The following is a 24,657-nucleotide window of genomic DNA, read 5'->3' as shown; positions in this document are numbered from 1 at the left end:
AAGTTCCCTTTAAAAAGTGCTTTGAGACCGAAAACCCTGTTGATTAGACACACTTCACCCAGAGGCTGACCATAATAAAACGATGAAGCTTATCCTTTACGCAGTGCATGCATGACTTCAATCCCTTTAATTGTGGCCGTAGTAACAAGACACCACAATCAAAACGTTTAATAGCAACTTTGTTGCCATTAAAGTAAAATGCTTTGTGTAATCTAACAGCCTGACTTTGACTTGCTTAAAAAACTTTGGCAATTTTCATTTTTATTCTCTCAGCATGATATGTGCCATTGGTATATTATGCCATTATTGTCCAAGTAGTTATTGATGCCACAACAATAATTCATACAAAAGCCCAATCAGATGCGACTGGACTTCCTATTTAATATTTAGAAAATTGATTTTTAATGAAAAATTAAAATAATTTTGCATAACGTGTATTATGTTAATTTTAGGAAAAGTTTAAATTACCCTTTCGAATAGCTTTTCTATAACCTTCTGAAGTTTTATGTTTATTAATTAATTGCAGCTTAGAATTAAGCTGAAGGTCATTTTTTTATCGTCAACACTTCCGTAGAGACTTTATTAAAAATATTGAAATCAAACATACAGGCGCTTTTTATCAGTATTGTAGCGGACCGACTACAACAAACACCTGCCTTAGCTGAGCTAGGCACCCTTTATGGCAAGGATTAAAAATTAAAAAAGCATCTGCAAGTCCTGCAGAAGGGAAAGCATAAATAATCCATTAAAGTAGTATCCATTTAAGATTATGGCTTTTATGCGAAATAGAAACATTAGCAACCATTTTTATTAATCTGTATATTCCAGATCGGATTTTTTGTTTTTCATAGATTAAGTAAAAAATGAACAGATAAGCCATACCCTCATAGTTAAACGTATGATAAAAATTATAAAAATGAGGGAGTTTTATGAAAATTAATAAGTATTTATTATTTTTATCTATTGGGATTTTATTAAATCAAACAACAACCGCAGAAAGCTTTACAGAAACATGGCATGGTGCTCCAAAGTTTAATATTCATTTATATACATTTGCTGCGGATGTAGACGGCTCAATTAAAAAAGGTCCAATTAACTATCATGTAGACCAGCCAGTTGGAGAAACGCTAAAACATTTAGATCGTTCTTTTATGGCTTATGCAGATCTCCGTAAAGGGGCATGGGGGATCTATACAGATCTACAGAGTGTAAAAACCTCTCAAGAAAAGAGTGTCATGAGTCTGCCCATAGGACTAAGAACTCAACTGAAGCAGAACAACTATGGTATTTATTATCAAGCTTATATTTCTCCAGAAGTCACTGCACAAAACTACCCAAAAATGATCGTAGAGCCCACGATTGGCATACATCGAACAAAAGCAGAAGCAACACTGACCCTTCTTAATCAGCATCTGGAAACGGAGACTCAATGGAACGAGTTCTTTTGGGGGACGCGCTTTAAATATAATTTTGACTCACCTTGGAACCTAGCCTCGGAATTGACATTCGGAGCAGAAAACACCCTCTCTACACACGCGTATTTAGGCTACCGAATTCCAGTTCAAGATCAACATTTAACTTTAAGAGTGGGATACCGTTATTTAGAACAGGATTATAAATCTAAGGACTTTCACTGGGACATTCGTCAGCATGGCCCTGTGATTGGCATCAACTTACCTATTTTCTAACAGGATAAAATAATGAATAGAACCTTAAAAAAAATATTATTTGCTGTTGGCGTTTTAGCTGTGGCAGAAGTCGCGATGGCATGCACACGTATTGTTTATTTAGGTGACCATGATGTCATGACAGCACGTTCTATGGACTGGAAAAGTGATGTAGGGACAAATTTATGGATTTTACCAAATAACGTAAAACGGATGGGTATGGCTGGGCCGAAGTCTATTCAATGGACGTCAAAGTATGGAAGTGTGGTTGCAACAGGCTATGATATTTCAACCACAGATGGTGTTAATGAGAAAGGTTTGGCAGCAAATTTACTTTGGCTGGTAGAGTCTGAATATCCAGAAGTGAAGAATAATAAGAAACCCTTATTAAGCATCTCTCTTTGGGCACAATATGTCTTAGATAATTATGCCACAGTAGCAGAAGCGATTAAGGCCTTAGAAAAAGAGCCCTTTATTGTGATGACAGATCAGGTTCCCGGAGAGAAAAGATTAGCAACACTTCATTTGTCGATCTCGGATGCGACAGGTGATAGTGCAATTATTGAATACATTAATGGAAAACAGGTGATTCATCATAACCATAAGTATCAGGTCATGACCAATTCACCAACCTTTGATCAGCAGCTTGCATTGAATTCGTATTGGAAGCAGATAGGAGGTACAACGATGTTGCCAGGGACCAATAGAGCAGCGGATCGTTTTGCCAGAGCTTCATTTTATATTAATGCAATTCCTAAAAAAGTATCTGCAGAACATTCATTAGCCAGTGTTTTCAGCGTTATTCGTAATGTTTCTGTACCATTTGGTTTAAATACAGAAGAAGAGCCAAATATTTCATCTACACGTTGGCGTACAGTAGTCGACCATAAACGTAGTTTATATTTTTTTGAATCGGCAGTATCGCCGAATATCTTTTGGGTTGATCTGAAGGAGATTAACTTTAATAATGGGCAGACCAAGAAGCTTGATTTGGGCGTAGATCAAGCAAAAATATATGCTGGGAAAGCAAACTCTGCTTTTAGGCCAGCTCAGCCATTTCATTTTCTGGGAATAAAATAATCAAGGTCTTATAATCATGATAAAAAACTTACTCTGGGCAGCATCCAGCATCGCACTAATGACGGGTTGTGCTTCAACACCGACTACAAAAAATCCGAATATAGGGCTACAAGGACTATTAATATGCCAAACCAATGAAATTTGCCCAATTGTGACAATTGCCTGGAATGAATCATTTAAAGATAGCTTAAAAGTGAAGATGAGCTTAAACAGTGCCTATCAGAAATATGATATTCAGAAAGTCATCCTTACCAATGGAGAAAAAAGTCATACATTTAATGTAACTGGCCCAACAGCACATGATTATGTATTTGGCTCCTATCGTTCTCGTAACAATATAATGGTTCCAGTAAATCTGATGGCAGATTTTTCTGGATCTCAGAAAATATCTATGAATATACATACAGATCAAGGTGTTATATCTCGATATATTCTGAAAGGTAATTTAAAAGCACCTATCTTTGAAGAGTTAAGTAAGGCTTATAAATAAGAGATCCACCAGGCATTCGCACCACTTATGCATAAGCTGGGTGGTGGCAGTCCAAAAAGATAGTTATGTGTGCCTAGAATTTTGGTGGCTATTCACTATGAATTCAATTCATGAGCATTTTTATAGGTTAAGACTTAAGTAGAAATCCTATTGAAAATATTTAGATCAAACATACAGGTGCTCTTTATCAGTATTGTAGCGACCCGACTATAACAAATACCTGCTTTAGCTTAGCTAGACACCCTTGGCCGCAAGAATTACAAATTAAAATACGACCGTATTCGCCGGAATCGTAGCTTAGATAAGGTTCAACATGGAAATTGGGGAGATATTAAGCCATCTCCAAGATGGTGTTTGGGAAATGAGAGAGTTCTTCGGTGCTGGATGGAGAATGTATTACATCCAGCATGGTGACGTAATGATTGTAATGCTTGGTGGAGGAGATAAATCGACTCAACAACAAGATATCGATCGTGCAGTCAAATTATCGAAAACATTGGAGGATTAAAATGGTTAAAGTCGCTGATTTACCAAGCTTTGATATGGCTGAGTCTCTCAAAACTGAAGAAGACATTGTGATGTATCTCAATATGGTTCTTGAAGATAATGATCCAGCTGAATTAGCCCATGCACTTGGTGTTATTGCTAAAGCTCGTGGCAGGCATGACTCAAATTGCTAAAGATGCAGGGATTTGACGTAAGACACTCTACAAAGCCCTACGTCAGGATTCAGCACCACGTTTTGATACGATTAATCGTGTCGTGAATGCTTTAGGCCTAAAACTTTAAAAAATATAGTAAAAATGGGATCTAATGAACTGCGCCCCGAAAGTTGGACACTCTTAGTCTAATTTGAAGGGTGCTTTTCTATGGCTAAATATTCTCAAGATTTTAAATACTTCATTGAGAGCGAAGCCATAGTGGAACAGTGTATTGTAACTACATCGTTTGATAGGGGAATTTATGTGTACACGAAACATACTAAATCCTCTATAGGGATACTTAAATTCAGATGAGATTTGCCAATTTTGAATAAAATAAACCAATTTATAATTACATCACAAAGTTTTCCTAAGTACATGTTTAATTATGAAATGTATGTTTCACATGGAGCATGAAACATACAAGTAAAGCGCAAATTTGAATATATGAAACTGTTTTTTGATCGTTTGGTAAAAACTAAAAACATAATTCTAATTGCATTTAAAACTGTCAAAAATAAGCTAGGCTAAAAATATTTTTATACTTTTTACAAAGCCATTATTTTATTTCAGAAAATCTTTATGGCTTTGAATTGTATTGTATTGTATTTTTGATACGGAGCATCCGGTGAATATTCTACTAATCACAGGCTGGGGACTGGGAACAGCAGTCCTGGAAAAATTTGCTGAGGAACTCAGAAAAGATCATAGCGTAGTATTGTCTGATATTTTTGATCCCTATAATCCAGCAATACTTGCAGAAAAAGTACAGACGACGGCCGATATCGATGTATTGATCGGCTGGTCACTCGGTGGACAACTGGCTTTAATCTTGGCGAATGAAATCTATCAGCAGACCCAGGTCGCAAAACCTGTGATTGCCTGCATGTTCAATCCCTGTTTCGTGGCCAATAAAAATTGGCCGCAGGCAATGCCTGAAGCTGATTTTGAAAATTTTCAACAGGCTGCCCGAATAAACATGCTATCGACTTTAAAACGTTTTAGTCATCTGGTCTGTATGGGAGCGAAAGATGCGCGGCAACGGGTAAAATACTTACAATCACAATTGCCATTGATTGATTTAACTTATCAAGAACAGCATCTTTATCTTTTGAAACAATTAAATTTGGTAGATATCTTAAAAACCTGTTCAACGAAGATACTCTTTATATTTTCAGTTCAAGATTCTCTGGTTCCTTGCAAAGTTACCCTAGAACCTGTTTTTTATCAGCAAAATTTAATCCAAGTTGAAGAAATTGATGCTGCACATGATGCAATCCTGTTCGATACAGAGTTGGTATTAGCACCTATTCGGAATTATCTGAATACTTTATCCGTTGCTTAAGCCTGTTCGGGAGTCCAGCAATTTGCATTTTTAAGTGAGCAGGCTAAGATCGATATTTACGCGGTTTTTCAGGAAGAATTTTGTGTTTGACGCCTTTGATCGAGAGCATATCTGGCATCCCTATACGTCAATGACTGCACCCTTGCCATGTTGTCCGGTTGCTAGTGCGAGCGGTGCGCAGATTTATTTGGAAGATGGTACAGCGCTGATTGATGGCATGTCCTCCTGGTGGTGCACGATCCATGGTTATAGTCATCCTGAGCTGAATCAGGCCGCCATTGCGCAGCTCAATAAAATGTCGCACGTGATGTTCGGCGGATTCACGCATCAACCTGCGATTGAACTTGCGAAAATCCTCCTGGAGATTACCGCACCTGAACTCGATAAAGTCTTTTTCGCTGATTCAGGTTCAGTCGCGGTGGAAGTGGCCTTAAAAATGGCAGTGCAATATTGGTATGCGCGGGGTCGGCCAAATAAAAGTAATTTTGTCACGACACGTTCGGGCTACCACGGAGATACTTGGAATGCGATGTCAGTCTGCGATCCGGTCACGGGGATGCATCAGATCTTCGGTTCAAGCTTGCCCAGTCGCTATTTTGTCGCTGCACCTGAAAGCCGATTCCATGGCGAATGGCAGAATCAGGATATCCAGCCACTGCAACAGTTGCTGGCAGAAAAACATCAACACATCGCAGCCCTGATTATTGAGCCGATCGTTCAGGGCGCTGGCGGTATGCGTTTTTATCATCCTGAATACTTGCGTCAAACCAAAGCTTTGTGTGAGCAATACGATGTACTCCTGATTCTGGATGAAATTGCGACAGGTTTTGGACGTACGGGTAAGCTATTTGCCTATGAGCATGCCGAGATCGTCCCTGATATTCTCTGTTTAGGTAAAGCCTTGACTGGTGGCTATATGACTTTATCTGCCACGCTCACCACCAAGCAGGTTGCAGAGACCATTTCTGGGGGAGAAGCGGGCGTTTTTATGCATGGCCCCACCTTTATGGCCAATCCTTTGGCCTGTGCAGTTGCAGTAAAAAGTACCCAACTCCTGTTGACGCAGGACTGGCAAGCCAATATCCAGCGCATTGAACAACAATTAAAAATTTTGCATGGCCTAGATGGGCATCCTGTGGTTAAAGATGTGCGTGTGCTCGGTGCCATTGGTGTGGTCGAGTTGCATCAAGTGGTGAATCTGACTAAATTTCAGGCGGAATGTGTCCGCCGTGGCGTCTGGATCCGTCCATTTGGCAGGCTGGTATATGTCATGCCGCCTTTCATTATTTCTACGCTTCAATTGCAGACCTTACTGGAACATCTGATCGAGATGATTCAGCAGATGGAGCGTGTCGCATGAATCATCTCGAACATTTTGCACAGCAATTGGATGTATTAAAACAGCAAGGCCAGTACCGCGAGTTTAAATCCCAAGTAACCAGTGCTGCCTGTTTTGAGCTAAATGGCAAAACTATGTTGAATCTGGCATCGAATGATTATCTGGGGCTTGCCAATCAACTGGATTTACGCGAAGCATTTTTTGATCTAACGCCTCTTTCCGAACGGCAGATGAGTGCTAGTTCTTCCCGCTTGCTGACAGGCAACTTTCCTGCATATGAGCAGCTTGAACATACTATGTCGCAAGCTTTTGGCCGTTCAGTGCTGTTGTTTAATAGCGGTTATCATATGAATATCGGGATTTTACCTGCACTTGCAGACAGTAAAACCCTGATCATTGCCGATAAACTGGTGCATGCCAGTATCATTGATGGTATCCGTTTATCCAAGGTGAATTATCTGCGTTATCGGCATAATGATTTAGATCATCTGACGCAATTTCTACTCAAATATCAGTCAGATGATGCAATTAAACGGATCATTGTCGTTACAGAATCCATTTTCAGTATGGATGGCGATGAAACCGATTTAACTGCTTTAGTGGCTTTAAAAAAACAGTATCCTAAGGTCATGCTCTATGTTGACGAAGCGCATGCCATCGGGGTGCGGGGTGCAGGTGGATTAGGCTGTGCTGAACAATATGGTGTGATCAATGATATCGATTTTCTGGTGGGTACATTTGGCAAAGCACTTGCTTCGGTCGGGGGCTATCTGGTCTGTGAGCCGGTGATTCGGGAGTATCTGATTAATTCAATGCGGTCACTGATTTTCAGTACTGCACAACCTCCGATCTGTATGGCCTGGACAAATTTTATCTTTCAGCATCAACAGGGTTTAAAGGCAGAACGTCAGGCCTTAACGGCTTTATCTCAATATAGCCAGCAAGCCGTGAAAAATCTCGGTTATCACTGTCCATCCAGCTCGCAGATTATCCCTGTCATTCTTGGTGATGCACACCAGACCGTGGCGACAGCAGCCTATTTGCAAGATCATGGTTTTTATGTGCTGCCGGTACGGCCACCGACGGTGCCTAAAAATTCATCACGGCTGCGGATCTGCTTGCATCAGGGAATACAAATACAGCAGATGCAAGACTGTTTCAGTGTGCTGGAGCAGTATCAGCTATGAAAAACACCCAGATTGCACAACGATTTGCACAGGCGCAGCAAAGTTATGATCAGCATGCCGTGGCACAGCGTCATGTTGCTCAACAGTTATTCCATTTAATGCAACAGCATCTTCCTCAACCGCATCTGCAGCGTGCACTGGAAATCGGTTGTGGTTCAGGTCTGTTTAGCCAGATATTTTTACAGCATTACGGGGTTGATCAGTTATTTTTGAATGATCTTTATCCTGAGGTGAAACAGCATTTTCCTGAATCTGAACAATTTATCTGGGGCATAGGCGATATCGAACAATTGCCATTACCCCATTCTTTAGATCTGGTGGTGTCCTGTTCAGCTCTACAATGGATTCAGGATTTACCGGTGCTGACCCAGAAAGTGGCAACTGCCTTGAACGCATCAGGATTTTTCTGTTTTGCCAGTTATGCAGAAGATAATTTAAAAGAAATTAAAGCATTAACCGGACAAGGTCTAGATTATTTAGCACTGGAAACGGTGGTCAATGTTTTACAGGTACAAGGCTTTGACATCATCGTCGCCAATGAAGAGCGGATCCAGCTTAATTTTGCTCAGCCTCGAGATGTGTTGAAACACATGAAAGCCACGGGAGTGCAGGCAACGGCGCAGGGTTTCCGCTGGAGCAAAAAATCCCTTGCAAAGTTCGAGGACGATTATGCGCAGTTTCAGAAACCGGGAACTGAATTTTATCCTTTGACCTACCATCCCATTTACCTGATTGCACGGAAAGCCCAATGAGCGCAAAAATCTATTTTGTCAGTGGTATTGATACTGGCATTGGTAAAACCTATACCACAGGCTTTTTGGCCAAAAGCTGGAACGAACAGGGCATTCGCAGCATTACCCAGAAATTGATTCAAACCGGCAACACCGATGTTTCAGAAGACATCGAGCAGCACCGGATGATTATGGGGTGTGGGCTGCTGCCTGAAGATCATGACAAGCTGACCATGCCAGAAATTTTTAGTTATCCGGCATCACCGCATTTGGCCGCTGAACTGGATGGGCGTGCAATCAATTTCGAGAACATCCAACAGGCAACCACAGTATTGGCTGAGGGTTATGACCGGGTTCTGCTTGAAGGGGCGGGTGGTTTGATGGTGCCGCTAACCCGGGATGTGTTAACAATCGATTATATTGCCCAGCAGCAATATCCTGTCATTCTGGTGACTTCAGGTCGACTGGGCAGTATTAATCATACTTTGCTGAGTCTGGAACTGCTCAAACAACGTGAAGTCGTGCTCTATGCATTGGCCTTTAACCACGCCGACGATCACCAAGACCAAACCATTGCGATGGATACCATTCAATATTTAAAGGCGTATCTGACACAGCATTTCCCAACAGCCCTATGGCTGGACATTCCTAAACTTGAATGCCACGCTTAGGCACGCCAAAGCTGATTTCAATGCTGAACCCGTAGGGCTGACAGGTATTTAAGGAGTGGACTGCTCCTGATGATTTCTTTTTGGCTGCGCTAAGTGAATGCAGTTTAATGCTCTGCAGCGATTCGATTACCTGTTTGATGATCATGAGCACTTCAAGATTGGTGAACTGGATGCCTATAACATTCCTACACCGGGTCATATACCTGCCTGTCTTAACTATGTGACTGGGGATGCGGTATTAGTGGGCGATACCCTGTTTATGCCGGACTATGGTACGGCACGTTGTGACGTCCCGCGCGGTAGCGCATCGACCTTATTCGATTCGGTACAGAGCCTGTATCAGCTCCCGCCTGACAGATGTATGTTCTTGTGCCATGATTATCTGCCTGAAATGCGTCAGGATTATGTCTGTGAAACGGATATACAAACCCAAAAGACCCAAAATATTCATATCCATGAAGGGATCAGCAAAATAGAATTTATCGAGATGCGTCAGCAGCGTGATGCCACTTTAAGTATGTCGAAACTGATTTTGCCAACGATTTAAATCAATATGGCAGGGCAGTTCCCGGAAGTTGAAGCCAATGGCGTGTCTTATTTAAAATTGCCATTGAATTATTTTAAGTCTTAAACATGATCTTCTTCAGCATGTGTGATCTTGCTCATTACACATGCTTTTTGTACTGTTAGTAAACGGGATGTCACTGTCTTGAAGAAATTGCATCATTAAATATTGACGGATTTAACTGATAGTTCGCCTTGTATTCCGATCTAAATAAAATTGAAACATACTCAAAGTATTTTAATCTGGCATAGACTCAATTCAGAATGCATAAATGAAATATTCATTTATACAACGAGTTTGCCATTACTCCCACATCTTGCAGAAAAAGAATTACGTGAGCAAATACAAATCCGATTCGTGTCATTACTTTAGGTGCAGAACAGATTGCTGTACAACCGATTTATGCCGCTGGCGTATGATCGATCGACAACAGTAGGTGGCATTTCGTCACCGGCTTGAAGCGTTAAGATTGCCAGCAAATATCCTGAGCTTTGAAGATGGCAGGCATTATTTAGTACAAAAATATTAACTAAACGCAGTTTTTGAAAATGTGAAGGGATTTTTACATTTTAATTACATGAAATTTCTTGTAATTATTAGCCCTAAAAATCTTCCAATAAATGAGTATCGATGATAGATTTGTTCATTAGAAATACACTGATTTGATGTATTGTTGATCAAAAACAATAAGTTAGTAGAAAGAAATTATTGTTTTAATCACTTTAGGAATTGAGAGTGGTTTATTGATTAGTATAGTTTTTATAAGAATATCAAAGTACTGATTTTAACAAGGAATATTATATGTCTCACCCCTCAGTATCTAAAAGGGTTCTTACTGCTAGCCTGGTTGGCAGTTCTATCGAATGGTTTGATTTTTTTTTATACGGTACAGTAGCAGCTCTAGTCTTTAATCAACTATATTTTCCTACAGGAGACGAGAGCTTAAGTACGATGCTAGCTTTCGCCTCATTTGCATTATCGTTCTTTGTTCGCCCGTTTGGCGGGATTATTTTTAGCCATATCGGCGATAAAGTTGGAAGGAAAAAAACCTTAGTAGCGACCTTGGCACTTATGGGTGGTGCAACAGTCTTGATGGGGTTATTACCTACTTATCAAGCGATCGGAATAGCTGCACCAATTTTGATGGTGATGCTGCGTATAATTCAAGGTCTTGGTATCGGCGGTGAATGGGGAGGTTCAATGCTGTTAGCAGTTGAATATGCCCCCCCTGAAAAGCGAGGTTTTTTTGGCAGTGTGCCACAAATGGGTATCCCTATTGGTCTACTACTTGCGACATTAGCATTAACGGTGATGACTATGTTACCACCCGAAGATTTTATGTCGTGGGGATGGCGTGTACCATTTATTGCAAGCGCATTTTTGGTGTTTTTTGGTCTTTGGATTCGTAAAGGAATTGATGAAACACCAGACTTTAAAAAGAATAAAGAACAAGGAACTGTGGTAAAAATTCCTTTATTTGAAACACTTAAAACTCATAAAAAAGAAGTGCTCATTGCTGTGGGTGCCAAGTTTGCTGAGACTGCACCGTTTTATATCATGTCTACCTTTGTTGTATATTACGCCACGACTCGATTATCACTGACTACAACACAAGTACTGAATGCAGTTACTATTTCTATGGCAGTAACGATTGTTCTTATCCCACTGATGGGAGCTCTCTCAGATAAGATTGGACGCAAAAAAATGTATATCGGCAGTACTGTTCTGATGATGTTATATGCTTTTCCTTACTTTTGGATATTAGAGCAGAACACATTTCTAAGTGTAGTGGTCGCTACTGTCATTGGACTGGGTATTGTTTGGGCGCCGATTACTGCGGTTCTTGGGACTATGTTTTCTGAAATATTTAAAAGTAATGTTCGATATACAGGTGTCACCTTAGGATATCAAATAGGCGCCGCTCTTGCGGGTGGTACAGCACCACTCATTGCGACTTATTTACTCACTCAGTTTGATCAATCCTACCGAGCGATTGCAATATATCTGATCTTAACAGGAGTGATTTCTCTTATCGCTATTAGCTTTGTAAACTCATCATCAAATCAAATGACTAATACTAATGATAATTAGTAAGAATCTAAATAGGACAACTTATGAAAGTTTTTGATAAACAACAAACTGCAGATGCTTTGTCATATGCTGCCTTAATTGAAGCTCTCGAACAGATGTTTAAGCAAGATTATATAGTACCTCGTCGTCATAATCATGCGATAGATAGCGATGATGCAGGAGCGACATTGCTGATTATGCCAGCTTGGCAAAAAAATCGTTATATGGGTATTAAGCATGTAACCATCTACCCAGATAATGGCAAAAAGTTTGGTTTAGCAGGACTTTTTTCGACTTACACGCTTTTTGATGCCAAGAATGGTATGCCTATTGCTGTGATGGATGGTGATACGATTACCTGCCAGCGTACAGCGGCAGCCTCTGCTCTGGCAGCAAAGTTTTTGGCTCGTAGACAATCCAAAGATCTACTGATCGTGGGAGCAGGGAATGTAGCACGTGAACTTGCTTTTGCCTATGGAGCTCTATTTAATTTAGAGACTGTAAAAGTTTGGAATACCACTTATGAGCGTGCCGTCAATCTGGCCAATGATTTGAAAGCAAAAGGATTTAAAGCAGTTGCGGTTGAAAACCTGCAAGAAGCGGTTGAAACTAGTGATATTGTGAGCTGTGCGACCTTATCAACTGGGCCTTTAATAAAACGCGATTGGGTTAAACCGGGCACGCATGTAGATTTAATTGGTAGTTTTAAACCAGATATGCGTGAATCTGATGATGCGATGTTCGCAGACACCTCGGTATTTATTGATACGAGTGAGGCACTAGATAAAGCGGGGGATTTACTCTCGCCTATCGCAGCAGGAGTGTTGCAACGTGATCAGGTTAAAGCTGATTTAGAGACTTTATGCCAAGGCAAACACCAAGGTCGTACTCATGAAGATGAAATAACAGTCTATAAAGCGGTAGGGACAGCTATAGAGGATTTGGCAGCCGCTATTTTAGTTTATGAAAAAAATCTCTAATAATATAAAGAATTAATTAATCTTTATATAAATAGTATGACTCTGATTTTAGTTATAAGTGAAATAGTTGAGTATCATTAACATAATAGACGTTATACAAATTAAAAAAGGGAGCTTATAGCTCCCTTTTTTAGTCTTTAATACGCTTTTTGGCTTTGTCATAAACTATGCTGTCAGATCGTTTCCCAACGGTGATGGGCAAGATAACAATCTGATCCTCTTTGACGTGATAAACCAGTCGGACTCCGGCCTTTGATAATTTAATTTTATAGCATCCAGCGAGATCACCTCTAAGCATATTCTTGGGAATATGTGGCTGCTCTCAAACTTGAACTATTTAACGGGTAGATTATTCTGTATTCCGATCTAAATAAAATTGAAGCATACTCAAAGTATTTTAATCTGGCATAGACTCAATTCAGGATGCATAAATGAAATATTCATTTATACAACAGGCTTTCACTGACCCCGTAGATATTGTCGGGGATATTCATGGTGAGATTGCGGCGCTGGAACAACTGATCGAGGTACTGGGTTATGACCGGCATGGTCGGCACCCTGAACAGCGAAAACTGATCTTTGTCGGTGATTTATGTGACCGGGGGCAAGACAGTGTTGCAGTGATGCAACGGGTCAAGCAGCTGGTCGAGCAGGGTTATGCGCAATGTGTCATTGGCAATCATGAACTGAATCTGCTGACTGAAACCCTGCGGGAAGGCAATGGCTGGTTTTTTGGTTCACCGCATCAGGATGATCTTAAAGCTTTCGATTCAATGCAGGCTTCAGCGGCAGACCGTGCGTGGATTCTGGATTTTTTAAATCGCTTGCCGGTGGCGCTTGAGTCTGAGCAGCTGCGTGTGGTACATGCCTGCTGGCATCAGCAATCCATTGACCGGTTACGTGATTCTCATTTCAATACGCTCAGAGAGGCTTATGATCATTTCGTGCAGCAGACGCTACAGGATCTACACGCCTTAGGAATAAATGAACTGATTCAGAAAGAACAGCAGAGCCATCAATACCAGTTCAAGGATCCTGCTGCGAGTTTGCCATTACTCCCATATCTTGCAGAAAAAGAGTTACGTGAGCAAATGCATAATCCGATTCGTGTCATTACTTCAGGTGCAGAACAGATTGCCGTGCAACCGATTTATGCCGGTGGCCGCTGGCGTATGATCGATCGTCTGCCGTGGTGGGAAAGTTATACAGATCAAATTCCAGTGATAACCGGACATTACTGGCGAAACTTTAAAACCACTGAAGAAAAAATCGGTCTCTTTAAGTCAATCGATGCGCTGCAATGGTATGGACAACAAAAAAATGTATTCTGTGTAGATTACTCGGTGGGGAAACGTTATCTCGATCGTCAACAGCGAGTGGCATTTCGTCATCAGCTTGGAGCGTTAAGATTGCCAGAAAATATCCTGAGCTTTGAATATGGCAAGCATTATTTAGTACAAAAATATTAACTCAACGCAGTTTTTGAAAATATGAAGGGACTTTTACAGCATATAAAAAAAGCAGCCACTCGGACTGCTATTTCTACAAAGTGCAGGTTTTATTCTGCTTCGATAATTTCGAAATCATGGGTGATTTCAACACCGCCATCCGACAGCATTTTGCTGGCAGAACAATACTTCTCAGCAGAAAGTTCCACGGCTTTTGCCACCTGTTTCTCTTTAACGGCTTTGCCTGTCACGACAAAATGCAGGTGAATTTTCGTGAATACTGCCGGAATCGTATCCGCACGCTCAGCCTTTAACTCACAGCGTACATCAGTGATATCCTGACGGGCTTTCTTTAAAATCGTGACAATATCAAAAGAGGCACAGCCGCCCAGACCGGTTAACAGCAGCTCCATTGGGCGGGGACCACGGTTTTCACCGCCATACTCGGCTGAACCATCCATGACGAGGGTATGACCACTTTGAGTTTTTGCTTCAAAAGCAACATTCTCTAACCAATGAACGCTTGTTTGCATTGCAACTACCTAAAAAAAGCTATAAATTTGTCAAGTAACTGTACACTAACATAAATTGGGTTGATACGGAATTTCAATCCCACTGTGTGACAAGTTCACATTAGGTCTTGTGCGATCTATAAATTATCCATAATCGGAACCGTAAGCATGACTTCAAACTTTTCACAATTAAGCACAGATGCGCTTTCTCCGGGGCAATTACCAGAATCCGTGAAAGCACTATTAAAACGTGCATATATTAACCGTTATCCAAAACGTACAACTATCATTGATGCAGGATCAGAATCTAAATCTTTGTATTTGATTTTGAAGGGGTCTGTATCCATCATTCTTCGTGAAGATGATGATCGTGAAATTGTCGTAGCATATTTAAATGCGGGTGACTTTTTTGGGGAAATGGGTTTATTTGAGGTAAACCCACAACGTACTGCAGAAGTTCGTACACGTGATGTGTGTGAAATTGCTGAAATCACCTATGAAAATTTTCATGAAATCAGCAAGCAATATCCTGATCTGAGCTATGCGGTATTTGCCCAGCTGGTACGCCGTCTGAAAAATACCACACGTAAAGTGACGGATCTGGCATTTATTGATGTGTCTGGTCGTATTGCACGTTGTCTGATCGACCTGTCTTCACAGCCTGAAGCGATGATTTTGCCAAATGGCCGTCAGATTCGTATCACCCGTCAGGAAATTGGCCGTATTGTCGGTTGTTCCCGCGAAATGGTCGGTCGTGTACTGAAGACGCTTGAAGAACAGGGCATGATTGAAACCGATGGTAAAGCCATTCTGATTTTTGATGTCTCCCTGGAGGAACCAGAAACGGCTAGTGCCGCTGAGCTCGAAGACGAACGGGTCTGAAACCAAAAAAAGCAAATCTTCTGATTTGCTTTTTTTATCTCAATTTAAAAATATTCAAATGAATGCAGAACATAACAATTTGGCACAAGCTTTTTAGAAAAGATGATTTAACTCCCCCTTATAATTCCGATAGGCTATAGCGCACTTGATCGCAATAAATGACAGATAAATTTTAAGGATATTTTTTATGCAGTTCAGACCATTGGCGAATACTGGCATTCTTGTGCCGGAAATCTGTTTGGGCACTATGACTTTTGGTGAGCAAAATACGCAGCAAGAAGCTTTTCAGCAGCTGGATTATGCTTTGGATCAGGGACTGTATTTCTGGGATACCGCGGAAATGTATCCAGTACCACCAAAACCTGAAACCCAGGGGTCGACCGAGCGCATGATTGGTAACTGGATTGCCTCTCGTGGTGGACGTGATCAACTGTTCATGGCTTCAAAAATTGCCGGACCTTCACAAGGTGGCAGTCATATTCGGGATGGAAAAACCCGTTTTGGCGCAGATGAAATTGCATCAGCAATTGATCAGTCATTAACACGCTTGCAAACCGATTATATCGACCTGTACCAGTTGCACTGGCCGCAACGTCCAACCAATTTCTTTGGTAAGCTGGGCTATGGCAATGCAGAAGCGGCAGAACATCGTGAGGTGACAGATCTCGCAGAAACCTTAACCGCCTTGCAAGATGAAATTAAAAATGGCCGTATCCGTTATATTGGACTTTCCAATGAAACTCCGTGGGGCACCATGAAGTTCCTGCATCTCGCCGAGAAATTAGGTTTGTCCAAATTCGTCAGTGTACAAAACCCGTATAATCTGTTGAATCGTACTTATGAAGTGGGCATGTCAGAAATTGCCAAATATGAAGGTGTAGGCCTGTTGGCTTATTCACCTTTGGCGTTTGGTTATTTGACCGGTAAATTCCGTCATGGTGCGCGTCCGGCCAATGCGCGTGTGACACTGTTCTCGCGTTTTAGCCGCTATAGCAATCCGGAAAGTGAATGGGCGACCGAACAATATGCACAACTGGCCGAGCAGCATGGTCTGACTTTGACACAATTGGCTTTGGCCTTTATCAAACAGCAGTTCTTTGTTACTAGTACCATTATTGGCGCCACCAATCTGGATCAGCTGAAAGAAAATATCCAGGCATTTGAAATTGATTTGTCTGAAGAAGTGCTGAAAGGCATTGAAGATATTCATCGTCAGCAGCCGAATCCGGCACCTTAATTTTAGGCTGTTTGAAATGCACCCTCATATGAGTAATGCTGATCAGTTAAGAAATTGACTGGCATTACCTTTTTAAATCCATGACTGTAGTTGATATATGGGAAAGTCATCCGCAACTGTTTGAGGCCGGACTGCATAAAAAAATGATTGTTTCTGCGATAAATTTGTTAGTCGATAGAGGCTGACGAGTTTTGCGGTGAGGAGTATTGCTCCGCAAGATGCCTTCCTTGCGAAGCTTCGCTTCTCATTTGGGCGAAACCAAAGTAACAGATGAGCTGCAAAATTTTGATTTAAAACTAATAAGACTCCGCTATGGATTCCTAAAAATTAAGGAGTTTATTTCTAAACTCCTTAACTGATCAGCATTACCCTCATATGAGGGTGTTTTTATATTGGAGTCTTTTATAATTTTTTTAATTCCTAACTTCTCATCCTAAAGGGAGAGGGGTCTTTGAATATCTGTTCAAATATGAATAGAGCGATCATTTTTAAATTTATGCAAGAGATCTGTTTAGAAATCAGAAAACTTGCTAGCACACCATCTAGAGCTTGCAACCTAAAACCGGCATAATCAAATGAATACAAAAATATGGCCTTATAAAATGGATAGTGAAAAAAATATTTCTCAATCAGAGGTATTGGCTAAAGTGGTACTGCGAATAGCGGAACAATTACAGCTAAAGGAGTCAGAGCTTGCGATGATTCTGGGTAGCTCTGATGCTGATTTATCTTTGGCTATAAAAGAAAATGAATTAGCGCCCAATACCCCACAAGGAGAAAGGGCTTTAGCTCTAGTACGGATCTATCAAGCAGGATTTAGCCTGCATGGTGGCGATGTAGAATGGATGCTCAATTTTATCAATTCCCCGAACAGGCTATTAAACCATCAGACCCCAAGGACATTGCTGCAAACAGAACATGGTTTGAATGAGGTGTTGCAATTAGTAGAAGGGTTACAACAGCGCTAGAGCTTTGTTGATCTGAAGCCCTGAAATAGCAGAGCAAATTGAATAAGTTATTAATTATTCACGTTCTGCTTAAAAATTCTATTTTGGTCCACTTGAAATATTTTCCCAGAAGACCAATATTAATACTAAGATCTATCTTTTTCTATATTAAATATTTGAAAAATATATAAAAATAATTTGAAATTTTATCAGCCGCACCCATATATCCATCAAGTAGAAAATTTGTTGTGAGGAATAACAAAAATGCGTTTTGAAAAATTTACCAATCGCCTGCAGCAAACCCTTTCCGATGCACAATCATTGGCCATGAGTAAGGACCATACCTCGATTGATGGGATTCATATTCTGGCCACCTTGATGGATGAAGCATCCAATGTCAGTTTGCTACAACAAGCTGGCGCCAATCTGCGTGAGTTGCAAACCAAGCTGCAAACTGCACTCAGCGATGCGGCGACCCTGAGCAACCCCTCGGCAGATATAAACCTCAGCCCTGAAGCAGCAAAAATATTACATCTGGCAGACAGTTTGGCGCAAAAAGCCGGAGATGAGTTTTTATCTACGGATTGGGTGTTGTTGGCGCTGGCACAAACCGGAAATACCAAAACCTTATTAAACAGTGTAGGCCTAAAGGCTGAAACTTTAAGCCAGATCATTAATCAATTTCGAGGCGATGAAAAAGTCATGAGCAATAATCATGAAGATCAGCGTGATTCACTGAATAAGTACACCATTGATTTAACTGAACGTGCTTTGGCAGGCAAGCTTGATCCTGTAATTGGCCGTGATGATGAAATCCGTCGTACTATTCAGGTCTTGTCACGTCGTACCAAAAATAACCCGGTGCTGATCGGTGAGCCTGGCGTTGGTAAAACAGCGATTGTCGAAGGTCTGGCACAGCGGATTATCAATGGTGAAGTACCGGAAGGGCTCAAAGGTAAACGTGTTTTATCACTGGACCTAGGTTCATTATTGGCCGGTGCCAAATACCGTGGTGAGTTTGAAGAACGTTTAAAAGCTGTTCTGAAAGATATTGCCAAACATGAAGGCGAAATTATCTTATTCATCGACGAGCTGCATACACTGGTCGGTGCTGGTAAGGGTGATGGCGCGATGGACGCTGGCAATATGCTGAAACCGGCGCTGGCACGTGGCGAGCTGCGCTGTGTTGGTGCGACTACGCTGGATGAATACCGTCAGTATATTGAAAAAGATGCTGCGCTTGAGCGTCGTTTTCAGAAAGTGTTGGTCGATGAGCCAAGCGTGGAAGACACTATTGCAATTCTGCGTGGTCTGAAAGACCGTTATGCGACGCATCACGGGGTACAGATTCTGGACTCTGCGATTATTGCCGCAGCGAAAATGTCACATCGTTATATCACCGACCGTCAGTTGCCGGATAAAGCCATCGACCTGATTGATGAAGCAGCATCGCGCATCAAAATGGAACTCGATTCTAAGCCCGAAGCTTTGGATAAACTGGAGCGCCGTCTAATCCAGTTGAAAATGCAGCTAGAAGCGGTGAAAAAAGATGAAGATTCCGGTGCCAAAGCTGAAATTCAGTATTTGTCTGATCAGATCGCTACGGTTGAAAAAGAGTATCAGGACTTAGAAGAAATCTGGCGTGCGGACAAGGCTCTGGTCGAAGGCAATAAAGATGTACAGATCAAACTGGATCAGGCCCGTACAGCGCTTGAGAAATCGCAGCGTGAAGGTGATCTGGGTGAAGCCGCGCGTTTGCAATATGGCGTGATTCCAGAATTGCAAAAGCAGCTTGAACTGGCTGAAAAAGCAGATGACAGTGCAACGCCAAAATTGCTGCGTAACAAAGTCACTGACAATGAAATTGCTGAAGTGGTGAGTGCGGCCACCGGTATTCCGGTCGCTAAAATGCTGCAAGGTGAGCGTGATAAATTACTGCATATGGAAGAATTCCTGCACAACCGTGTGGTAGGGCAAGAAGAAGCTGTGGTGGCAGTCTCTAACGCGGTACGCCGTTCACGGGCAGGCCTGTCAGACCCGAACCGTCCAAGTGGTTCCTTCCTGTTCCTGGGACCAACAGGTGTCGGTAAAACAGAACTGACCAAAGCCCTGGCGAACTTCCTGTTTGACAGTGACGATGCCATGGTGCGTATCGATATGTCGGAATTTATGGAAAAACATTCGGTCAGCCGTTTGGTCGGTGCGCCTCCGGGCTATGTCGGTTATGAAGAAGGCGGGGTACTGACTGAAGCGGTACGTCGTAAACCGTATAGCGTGATCTTGTTCGATGAAGTCGAAAAAGCGCATCCGGATGTGTTTAACATCTTGCTACAAGTGCTGGATGATGGCCGTTTGACTGACTCGCAAGGCCGGGTTGTGGACTTTAAAAACTCTGTAATCGTCATGACTTCGAACCTTGGTTCGCAGGATGTACGTGAGCTGGGTGGCAATGCCACGAAAGAAGAAGTCCGTACAGTAGTAATGAATGCGGTATCGGAACATTTCCGTCCGGAATTTATCAACCGGATTGATGAGCTGGTGGTGTTCCATGCGCTGGAAAAAGACCAGATTCGCGGTATTGCCGATATCCAGTTGAATCGCTTGCGTCAGCGTCTGGCAGAACGTGATATGCGCTTGTCGGTAGATGATACTGCTTTCGATCAGTTAATCGATGCCGGTTTTGATCCGCTGTATGGTGCGCGTCCATTAAAACGTGCGATCCAGCAGCGTATTGAAAATGGTCTGGCACAGAAAATTCTTGGCGGAGAATTCCAGCCTGGAGATACCATTCTGGTTAAAGCTGAGGCGGGTGAGTTAGTTTTCGAAAAAATGAAACTTAGCTAAGCCAATTTTCCTTGCAACAAAAACCCAGCCTAGGCTGGGTTTTTTTATAGCTGACAATTCAGGTCATATAAGTGAAAAAATTTGCCTGAAAGTGACAGCTATTTTTGATATTTTGTGATGAATATCATACTTAAGTAATTTATTTGCAAAACAATTATCTTTATTTTTTAAGATTAATTATAATTTATGTTCAATAAAAATAGATAAATTCTGAGCAGGATCTATGTCCAAAATAGTATGGGGTGGAATTGGTTTCGTGGTATTGGTGGGGGCTGTTACCGCGGGTAATTTATATGCAGATAAAAGCTTGAGGGCGCATTATCAGCAAAATTTAAAACCAGCGCCAAATATTCATCTGCAATATACAGATTATGATCTGGGTACTTTCGGAGGCACGGCCAGATGGAGCCTGAGTATTGTGCCGGATGCGTGTAATGCCAAAGAACAATTGGTGTTTAACGGCCAGGATCAGATTCAGCGCAGCTGGAAAGGCTATACCATCCACTCTCAACTCGATTTGGCACAAGGACAGGGCGCATACGCTGAATTTTTTCAGCAACCGTTAAAGGTGACGACGCAAGTCAACTGGCTGGGTGTGTCGACCACACAATTACAAACCCCTGTGATAGAAAAAAAGGAAGCGGGGCTATCTGCCAGAATCGAACCGATACAGATCAAGTTTCAGGCAAAGCAAAGTCAGGGACAATATAAAATTCTAAATATGAGTTTTGATTTGCCCAAGGTGTCTATTCGTGATCAGACTGGAAATACCCAATTTCAGGGAATACAGTTTAAAACTAATCAGGCCCTGAATGCAGTGTATCTGGAACCGGGTTATTTCGAGTTCAATATTGCCAAAATGCAGCGCCAAGATCCGAAGGCACAAGGCTCAGGACAATTAAAAGACCTGAGCTGGCGTATGGATACCCAATTGCATGAGCGTACGGTAGATATTCAATCAAAATTTAAAATTGCCGAAATGGGCTTAAATAATGTCCCTGCGATGCAAGACTTAGAACTGAATTGGGAGGTCACAGACTTACAACGTCAGAAAATGCAGATATTATTCGATATTCTGCAAAAGCAGAATAACTCTTGCCTGGAAGCAGGGAATTTTGAAAAAGATGCGATACAAGCCATGCTGGCGGTGATTAATGATGGCTTTAAGTTTGAATCGAAGCAGAATCAGTTAAAGTTAGGTACCGGCAGTATTCAGGCTGATTTGGTCGGGAAAGTGATGCCAGGCCATCAAAGCACATTGCAGAGCCTGGCAAAAATGTTCCCAAACCTGTTAGAGATGCAAACGGATATCAGTTTTAATAAGCAGGTCGTGAAAACTTTCACTCATCATTATATGCGTGCTGCAGGTAAAAATATGTCCGATCAAGAGCTGGAGCAAATGCTGGGTGCGATGCAAGCTAATCAGCAAATTCAGCGAGATGGCGATGTGTTTAAACTGTCCATGCATTATCTGTATGGTGAAAAGAAGTTTCTAACGGCACAATAATTTGTAAGTCAGGTTGAAGATCTCATTTAAAAAACAAAGCCTATTCAACTGAACAGGCTTTGTTTTATCGCAATCTAATACAAGCGATTACACTTTAGGATGGCCAATTTTCCAGGCACGGTGAATCTTCTGGTTACGTTTGAAATCAGGCCCGATGGTTTCTTGGGTAATTTCTTCGACATCATAGAACGCCAGAATTTCTTCATCCATCTCGAAACCACGATAGTTATTCGAGAAGTACAAGGTACCATCACTGGTTAAACGGTTCATGGCGCGTTTTAATAGAGATAAATGGTCACGTTGTACGTCAAAAGTACCGTAGAATTTTTTCGAGTTCGAGAAGGTTGGCGGATCAATAAAGATCAGCTCATACTGCTCATGACCTTCTTTCAGCCACTCAAAACAGTCAGATGCAAAGAACTGATGCTGTTCATCGGCGTGATCTACAGTCAGACCGTTTAGCACGAAGTTCTCTTTCGACCAGTTCAGGTAAGTATTGGAAAGATCGACACTGGTGGTGCTCGCAGCACCGCCTAAAGCAGCATGTAGGCTCGCCGTAGAGGTATAGCTGTACAGGTTCAGGAAGTGCTTTCCTTTGGCCTCACGGGCAATACGCAAACGCATTTGACGGTGATCCAGGAACAGACCGGTATCCAGATAATCGGTCAGGTTGACCAGAATCTTGGCCTTGCCTTCCTGTACGATAAAACGCTTGGATGCGGTACTTTGTTTGGTGTACTGGTTTTTACCTTCCTGACGGGCGCGGGTCTTGATAAAGATTGCATCACGACCCAAACCGGTCACTGCACGAATTGCTTGCAGGGCCAGGTTAAAACGTTTCTTGGCTTTTTCCGGATCAATGGTTTTTGGTGGTGCATATTCTTGTACATGCAGGCGCTCGCCATACAGATCGATTGCAACGTTAAAGTCAGGTAAATCTGCGTCATACAGACGTAAACAGTGTACGCCATCTTTGACTGCCCATTTTTTCAGGGCTTGCATATTCTTGGTCAGACGGTTGGCAAACTCCATCGCACCTTCGATTGGTTCGAATTGTTGCGGCTGCCAGCCTTCCAGGAACGGACGCACCACAGCAGCCGGTTTCACCGTACCAAAGCGGATATAGATCGGCAGTTTACCATTCATCAAACGCAGGATCTGCGGATCATTGAAGGCCAACACGTCAGCCTGTTCCACTTGCGATGCAATCACTGCTGCTTTTTGATTCGGGAAATTCTTTTGCAGTAAAGCCGACAAACCGAGGTATAAAGAACGGTTCTGCGCTTTATCACCGAGACGCTCGCCATATGGCGGGTTGGTCACGAAGAAGACTTTTTTGCCTTCCGCCTGAAAATCCGGCCAGTCGTTTAAAGTGCGTTCTTCGATCATGATGTTATCAAGAGCGGCTTCAAAACCGGCTGCGATGATATTCTGACGAGTCGCTTTTACAGCTTCCCAGTCTGCATCGAAGGCATAGAATTGCGGTAATGGATTTTCCATTGCGGCTTGGTGGCGTTCAGCTGCTTCAGCTTTAATGCCCATCCACAGTTCATGGTCATGACCATTCCAGCCATTAAAACCGAAACGACGTACCAGACCCGGTGCACGGTCGGTCAGAATCATCAATGATTCAATGATAAAGGTACCTGAACCACACATTGGATCAACAATGATGTCCGGATTAATCTGTTTCAGCTGGCCTTTTTGCAAAATTGCAGCAGCCAGGTTTTCCTTGATCGGTGCATCGGTCATAAAGCGGCGATAGCCACGTTTATGTAATGAATCACCAGACAAGTCCAGGCAGTAAGTATGTTCTTTCTTGCCTGCCAGAATATACATGGTAATTTCAGGCTGTTTGGTATCAATACTTGGACGTTTACCCACCGCTTCCATGAATGAATCGACGACACCATCTTTAGCACGTAAAGTTGCAAACTGGGTATTGACCTTGATGTCACGCTCGACATGCAGGCGAATAGCAAAGGTGCTTTGTGGTGCAAAAATGAGCGACCAGTCAAAGCTGATTGCACCTTCATATAGCTCTTCTGCTACATCACGGGCATCGTGAGAAAATTCAATTTCATGGGTGTGGATGGGCATAAGCACACGTGAAGCCAGGCGTGACCACATGCAGATACGATAAGCATTTTCCAGGCTGCCTTTAAAGGTTAAACGACCGGGAAAACGCTCAATATTTTGAACACCTAAGCCTTGTAGTTCTTCTTCTAATAAGGTTTCCAGACCATCGGCACAGGTGACCCAATAATTGCTTAAACGTGAAGAGGTATTCATAAAATAGAGAGACCAAAAAAATAAATAAAAAACTGCGCCAAGTTTACCGTATTTTTATATTGAAAGCTTTTGAAATTCTGCAAAAGGCCGGTGCACATTACATTAAAAAAATAGTATTCACGTTATAAATTAATTAATTGGTATGCATTTTGCTCTATATAA

18 protein-coding genes and 5 pseudogenes are annotated in these 24,657 nt (G+C 42.0%); 19 read left to right on the top strand and 4 right to left on the bottom strand.

Annotated features, from left to right (window positions below):
- Nucleotides 1-23: 23 nt before the first annotated feature.
- A pseudogene (locus AC3IT7_RS09010) lies at nucleotides 24-137 on the bottom strand (IS6 family transposase); the annotation flags it as partial.
- Between the two features lie 792 nt (nucleotides 138-929).
- Between AC3IT7_RS09010 and AC3IT7_RS09005 the strand changes: the two are divergent.
- The 13 genes and pseudogenes from AC3IT7_RS09005 (at nucleotide 930) to lhpI (ending at nucleotide 12,826) form a co-directional block, all read left to right on the top strand.
- Nucleotides 930-1,688, top strand: coding sequence for a hypothetical protein (locus tag AC3IT7_RS09005; protein ID WP_489248217.1), 759 nt, complete (start codon nucleotides 930-932; stop codon nucleotides 1,686-1,688).
- A gap of 12 nt (nucleotides 1,689-1,700) precedes the next feature.
- Nucleotides 1,701-2,747, top strand: coding sequence for a linear amide C-N hydrolase (locus AC3IT7_RS09000; protein WP_489248216.1), 1,047 nt, complete (start codon nucleotides 1,701-1,703; stop codon nucleotides 2,745-2,747).
- 16 nt (nucleotides 2,748-2,763) lie between these two features.
- On the top strand, nucleotides 2,764-3,237 hold the full coding sequence (locus AC3IT7_RS08995) for a hypothetical protein (protein ID WP_489248215.1): 474 nt from the start codon (nucleotides 2,764-2,766) through the stop codon (nucleotides 3,235-3,237).
- A gap of 276 nt (nucleotides 3,238-3,513) precedes the next feature.
- Nucleotides 3,514-3,745 (top strand): annotated as a pseudogene (locus AC3IT7_RS08990) (type II toxin-antitoxin system RelE/ParE family toxin); the annotation flags it as partial.
- Between the two features lies 1 nt (nucleotide 3,746).
- Nucleotides 3,747-4,026: pseudogene (locus AC3IT7_RS08985) on the top strand (addiction module antidote protein).
- 540 nt (nucleotides 4,027-4,566) lie between these two features.
- Nucleotides 4,567-5,283: an alpha/beta hydrolase family protein gene (locus tag AC3IT7_RS08980; protein WP_489248214.1), complete on the top strand. Its 717-nt coding sequence runs from the start codon at nucleotides 4,567-4,569 to the stop codon at nucleotides 5,281-5,283.
- 82 nt (nucleotides 5,284-5,365) lie between these two features.
- Nucleotides 5,366-6,643: an adenosylmethionine--8-amino-7-oxononanoate transaminase gene (bioA, locus tag AC3IT7_RS08975; protein WP_489248213.1), complete on the top strand. Its 1,278-nt coding sequence runs from the start codon at nucleotides 5,366-5,368 to the stop codon at nucleotides 6,641-6,643.
- Nucleotides 6,640-7,809, top strand: coding sequence for an 8-amino-7-oxononanoate synthase (locus AC3IT7_RS08970; protein ID WP_489248212.1), 1,170 nt, complete (start codon nucleotides 6,640-6,642; stop codon nucleotides 7,807-7,809). Before bioA ends, AC3IT7_RS08970 begins: the two co-directional genes overlap by 4 nt.
- Nucleotides 7,806-8,561, top strand: coding sequence for a malonyl-ACP O-methyltransferase BioC (gene bioC, locus AC3IT7_RS08965; RefSeq protein ID WP_489248211.1), 756 nt, complete (start codon nucleotides 7,806-7,808; stop codon nucleotides 8,559-8,561). The genes AC3IT7_RS08970 and bioC overlap by 4 nt, the downstream gene beginning before the upstream one ends.
- Nucleotides 8,558-9,211, top strand: a complete 654-nt coding sequence (bioD, locus tag AC3IT7_RS08960; RefSeq protein ID WP_489248210.1) for a dethiobiotin synthase — start codon at nucleotides 8,558-8,560, stop codon at nucleotides 9,209-9,211. Before bioC ends, bioD begins: the two co-directional genes overlap by 4 nt.
- Before the next feature lie 100 nt (nucleotides 9,212-9,311).
- A pseudogene (locus AC3IT7_RS08955) lies at nucleotides 9,312-9,842 on the top strand (MBL fold metallo-hydrolase); the annotation flags it as partial.
- Between the two features lie 735 nt (nucleotides 9,843-10,577).
- Nucleotides 10,578-11,867 carry an MFS transporter gene (locus tag AC3IT7_RS08950; protein ID WP_489248209.1) on the top strand — a complete coding sequence of 430 codons (1,290 nt, stop codon included), beginning with the start codon at nucleotides 10,578-10,580 and terminating at the stop codon, nucleotides 11,865-11,867.
- Between the two features lie 23 nt (nucleotides 11,868-11,890).
- On the top strand, nucleotides 11,891-12,826 hold the full coding sequence (gene lhpI, locus AC3IT7_RS08945) for a bifunctional Delta(1)-pyrroline-2-carboxylate/Delta(1)-piperideine-2-carboxylate reductase (RefSeq protein ID WP_489248208.1): 936 nt from the start codon (nucleotides 11,891-11,893) through the stop codon (nucleotides 12,824-12,826).
- Between the two features lie 130 nt (nucleotides 12,827-12,956).
- Here lhpI and AC3IT7_RS08940 read toward each other — a convergent pair.
- Nucleotides 12,957-13,148, bottom strand: a pseudogene (locus AC3IT7_RS08940) (type II toxin-antitoxin system RelE family toxin); the annotation flags it as partial.
- A 109-nt stretch (nucleotides 13,149-13,257) separates the two neighbouring features.
- Here AC3IT7_RS08940 and AC3IT7_RS08935 point away from each other — a divergent pair.
- Nucleotides 13,258-14,295 (top strand): metallophosphoesterase, encoded by a 1,038-nt coding sequence (locus AC3IT7_RS08935; RefSeq protein WP_489248207.1) that lies wholly within the window; start codon nucleotides 13,258-13,260, stop codon nucleotides 14,293-14,295.
- Nucleotides 14,296-14,384: 89 nt separating this feature from the next.
- Here the strand turns inward: AC3IT7_RS08935 and AC3IT7_RS08930 are convergent, their stop codons facing one another.
- A complete protein-coding gene (locus tag AC3IT7_RS08930; RefSeq protein WP_489248206.1) occupies nucleotides 14,385-14,807 on the bottom strand; it encodes an OsmC family protein in 423 nt (140 codons plus the stop codon).
- A 147-nt stretch (nucleotides 14,808-14,954) separates the two neighbouring features.
- Between AC3IT7_RS08930 and crp the strand changes: the two genes are divergently transcribed.
- The 5 genes from crp to AC3IT7_RS08905 all read left to right on the top strand — a co-directional run bounded on the left by crp (nucleotide 14,955) and on the right by AC3IT7_RS08905 (nucleotide 22,203).
- Complete coding sequence (gene crp / locus AC3IT7_RS08925; protein WP_475653324.1) at nucleotides 14,955-15,668, top strand: cAMP-activated global transcriptional regulator CRP; 714 nt, start codon at nucleotides 14,955-14,957, stop codon at nucleotides 15,666-15,668.
- A 187-nt stretch (nucleotides 15,669-15,855) separates the two neighbouring features.
- Nucleotides 15,856-16,905 carry an NADP(H)-dependent aldo-keto reductase gene (locus AC3IT7_RS08920; protein ID WP_489248205.1) on the top strand — a complete coding sequence of 350 codons (1,050 nt, stop codon included), beginning with the start codon at nucleotides 15,856-15,858 and terminating at the stop codon, nucleotides 16,903-16,905.
- 575 nt (nucleotides 16,906-17,480) lie between these two features.
- Nucleotides 17,481-17,873 (top strand): antitoxin Xre/MbcA/ParS toxin-binding domain-containing protein, encoded by a 393-nt coding sequence (locus AC3IT7_RS08915; protein ID WP_489248204.1) that lies wholly within the window; start codon nucleotides 17,481-17,483, stop codon nucleotides 17,871-17,873.
- Nucleotides 17,874-18,116: 243 nt separating this feature from the next.
- Nucleotides 18,117-20,696 carry an ATP-dependent chaperone ClpB gene (gene clpB, locus AC3IT7_RS08910; RefSeq protein WP_489248203.1) on the top strand — a complete coding sequence of 860 codons (2,580 nt, stop codon included), beginning with the start codon at nucleotides 18,117-18,119 and terminating at the stop codon, nucleotides 20,694-20,696.
- Between the two features lie 223 nt (nucleotides 20,697-20,919).
- Complete coding sequence (locus AC3IT7_RS08905; RefSeq protein WP_489248202.1) at nucleotides 20,920-22,203, top strand: DUF945 family protein; 1,284 nt, start codon at nucleotides 20,920-20,922, stop codon at nucleotides 22,201-22,203.
- An 87-nt stretch (nucleotides 22,204-22,290) separates the two neighbouring features.
- Here AC3IT7_RS08905 and rlmKL read toward each other — a convergent pair whose 3' ends face one another.
- A complete protein-coding gene (gene rlmKL, locus AC3IT7_RS08900) occupies nucleotides 22,291-24,495 on the bottom strand; it encodes a bifunctional 23S rRNA (guanine(2069)-N(7))-methyltransferase RlmK/23S rRNA (guanine(2445)-N(2))-methyltransferase RlmL (RefSeq protein WP_489248201.1) in 2,205 nt (734 codons plus the stop codon).
- Nucleotides 24,496-24,657: the final 162 nt, after the last annotated feature.

The organism is Acinetobacter sp. KH_038, from assembly GCF_057839405.1.
Note: the sequence above shows the minus strand (reverse complement) of the source record. Positions and strands in the feature narration are given on the sequence as shown.